The organism is Providencia sp. PROV_01, from assembly GCF_053098325.1.
Genome location: NZ_JBRFKD010000009.1, coordinates 1 through 2796, shown reverse-complemented (window position 1 = coordinate 2796; position 2796 = coordinate 1). Strand labels below are relative to the sequence as shown.

The following is a 2796-nucleotide window of genomic DNA, read 5'->3' as shown; positions in this document are numbered from 1 at the left end:
CTAGACTTCTTTTAACAGTAAAGTTATCATAAAACTGAATTTTATTTTTTAGGTAAGTTTATGCATTCTATCCGCATTCGTTAAGACACAACTATTTGCATAGTGACACTATTTTATAATGGTGGGCTTTTGTTGTGTCTTTAAGAATATATGCGGATATATAAAGTAAAAGTATGCTTAATTTATAAGTATGCTTTTAGTGCATAGTTTCCAGTTATAACTTAATTGACTAGCTATTTGTCCACCCTGTGGATGAATAGCTTTTTTTTTGGGAGGACACTGTGATGCTAGCTTTTGTTTTCACCTAAATCCTGTTTGCTGCATAAAAAATTTCAAGAGCTAAACAGGAGTAAATAAAAATGAGTTTAATTATTAAAGCGAGAAACATACGCTTGGATTATGCTGGGCGTGATGTTTTGGATATTGATGAATTGGAAATTCACTCTTATGACCGTATTGGTCTTGTGGGTGATAACGGAGCAGGAAAGAGTAGTTTACTCAAAGTACTTAATGGCGAAATTGTTTTAGCCGAAGCGACATTACAGCGTTTTGGTGATTTTGCACATATCAGCCAACTGGGCGGAATCGAAATAGAAACGGTCGAAGACCGGGCAATGTTATCTCGCCTTGGTGTTTCCAATGTACAAAACGACACAATGAGTGGCGGAGAGGAAACTCGTGCAAAAATTGCTGCCGCATTTTCCCAACAAGTACATGGCATTCTAGCGGATGAACCAACCAGCCACCTTGATCTCAATGGAATAGATCTACTTATTGGTCAACTTAAAGCATTTGATGGAGCATTACTTGTTATCAGTCATGACCGATATTTTCTTGATATGGTTGTAGACAAGATATGGGAGTTAAAAGACGGTAAAATTACGGAATATTGGGGTGGTTACTCGGATTACTTGCGTCAAAAAGAAGAAGAGCGACAACACCAAGCCGTAGAATATGAGCTGATGATGAAGGAACGGGAGCGATTAGAATCTGCTGTGCAAGAAAAACGCCAGCAAGCTAATCGATTAGACAATAAGAAAAAAGGAGAAAAATCCAAAAACTCTACCGAAAGTGCTGGACGACTTGGGCATGCAAAAATGACTGGCACCAAGCAAAGAAAACTGTATCAGGCAGCTAAGAGTATGGAAAAGCGTTTGGCTGCATTAGAAGATATTCAAGCACCAGAGCATTTGCGTTCTATTCGTTTTCGTCAAAGTTCAGCCCTAGAACTGCACAATAAGTTCCCGATTACGGCAGATGGTCTGAGCTTAAAATTTGGTAGCCGTACTATCTTTGATGACGCTAACTTTATAATACCGCTTGGCGCTAAAGTCGCTATAACTGGATCGAATGGAACAGGGAAAACGTCCTTGTTAAAAATGATATCAGAACGTGCTGATGGATTAACCATATCTCCAAAAGCTGAAATTGGCTACTTTACACAAACAGGATATAAATTTAACACGCATAAATCTGTGCTCTCCTTTATGCAGGAAGAGTGCGAGTACACAGTTGCGGAAATTCGTGCAGTATTGGCTTCAATGGGGATCGGAGCGAATGATATTCAAAAAAACTTATCCGACTTATCGGGAGGTGAAATCATCAAACTGCTTTTATCCAAAATGCTTTTAGGAAAATATAATATTTTGCTTATGGATGAACCAGGAAACTATCTTGACCTAAAAAGTATTGCCGCATTAGAAACAATGATGAAGTCCTATGCAGGAACTATTATCTTCGTATCTCATGACAAGCAATTGGTCGATAATATTGCTGACATTATCTACGAGATCAAAGACCACAAAATCATCAAGACTTTTGAGAGAGATTGTTAATGATAGCCAATCTAATCCGAACATTAATTATTGAACTCTTTAAAGGAAATTAAAAATGACAATTCAAGATATTCAATCACTTGCTGAAGCACACGGCTTGTTGCTTACGGACAAAATGAATTTCAATGAAATGGGCATTGATTTTAAGGTCGTTTTTGCTCTTGATACAAAGGGGCAACAATGGTTGCTGCGTATTCCTCGTCGTGATGGCATGAGGGAACAAATCAAGAAAGAAAAACGCATTTTAGAATTGGTAAAAAAACATCTTTCTGTAGAGGTTCCTGATTGGAGAATTTCATCTACAGAATTAGTGGCTTATCCCATACTTAAAGATAATCCTGTTTTAAATTTGGATGCTGAAACCTATGAAATAATTTGGAATATGGACAAAGATAGCCCGAAATACATAACATCTTTGGCAAAAACCTTATTTGAAATCCATAGTATTCCTGAAAAAGAAGTTCGGGAAAATGATTTGAAAATTATGAAACCTTCAGATTTAAGACCTGAAATAGCAAACAATTTGCAGTTAGTAAAATCTGAAATTGGTATAAGTGAGCAATTGGAAACCCGCTACAGAAAATGGTTGGATAATGATGTTCTATGGGCAGATTTCACCCAATTTATACATGGCGATTTATATGCTGGGCATGTACTAGCTTCAAAGGATGGAGCTGTTTCAGGCGTTATTGATTGGTCAACAGCCCATATAGATGACCCAGCGATTGATTTTGCTGGGCATGTAACTTTGTTTGGAGAAGAAAGCCTCAAAACTCTAATCATCGAGTATGAAAAACTAGGGGGTAAAGTTTGGAATAAACTATATGAACAGACTTTAGAAAGAGCAGCGGCCTCTCCTTTGATGTATGGTTTATTTGCCTTAGAAACTCAAAATGAAAGCCTTATCGTTGGAGCAAAAGCTCAGTTGGGAGTTATATAATTTAAAAATATGATTGCTGAG

General features: G+C 37.3%; 2 protein-coding genes. Both read left to right on the top strand.

Translation table 11 applies throughout. The features are described from left to right. The first annotated feature begins 359 nt into the window (after positions 1-359). Complete coding sequence (gene msr(E), locus ACU696_RS20920; RefSeq protein WP_000052512.1) at positions 360-1835, top strand: ABC-F type ribosomal protection protein Msr(E); 1476 nt, start codon at positions 360-362, stop codon at positions 1833-1835. 55 nt (positions 1836-1890) lie between these two features. Further along, entirely contained in the window at positions 1891-2775 is an 885-nt protein-coding gene (locus ACU696_RS20915; RefSeq protein ID WP_000155092.1) for an Mph(E) family macrolide 2'-phosphotransferase, read from the top strand. The last annotated feature ends 21 nt before the right edge of the window (positions 2776-2796 follow it).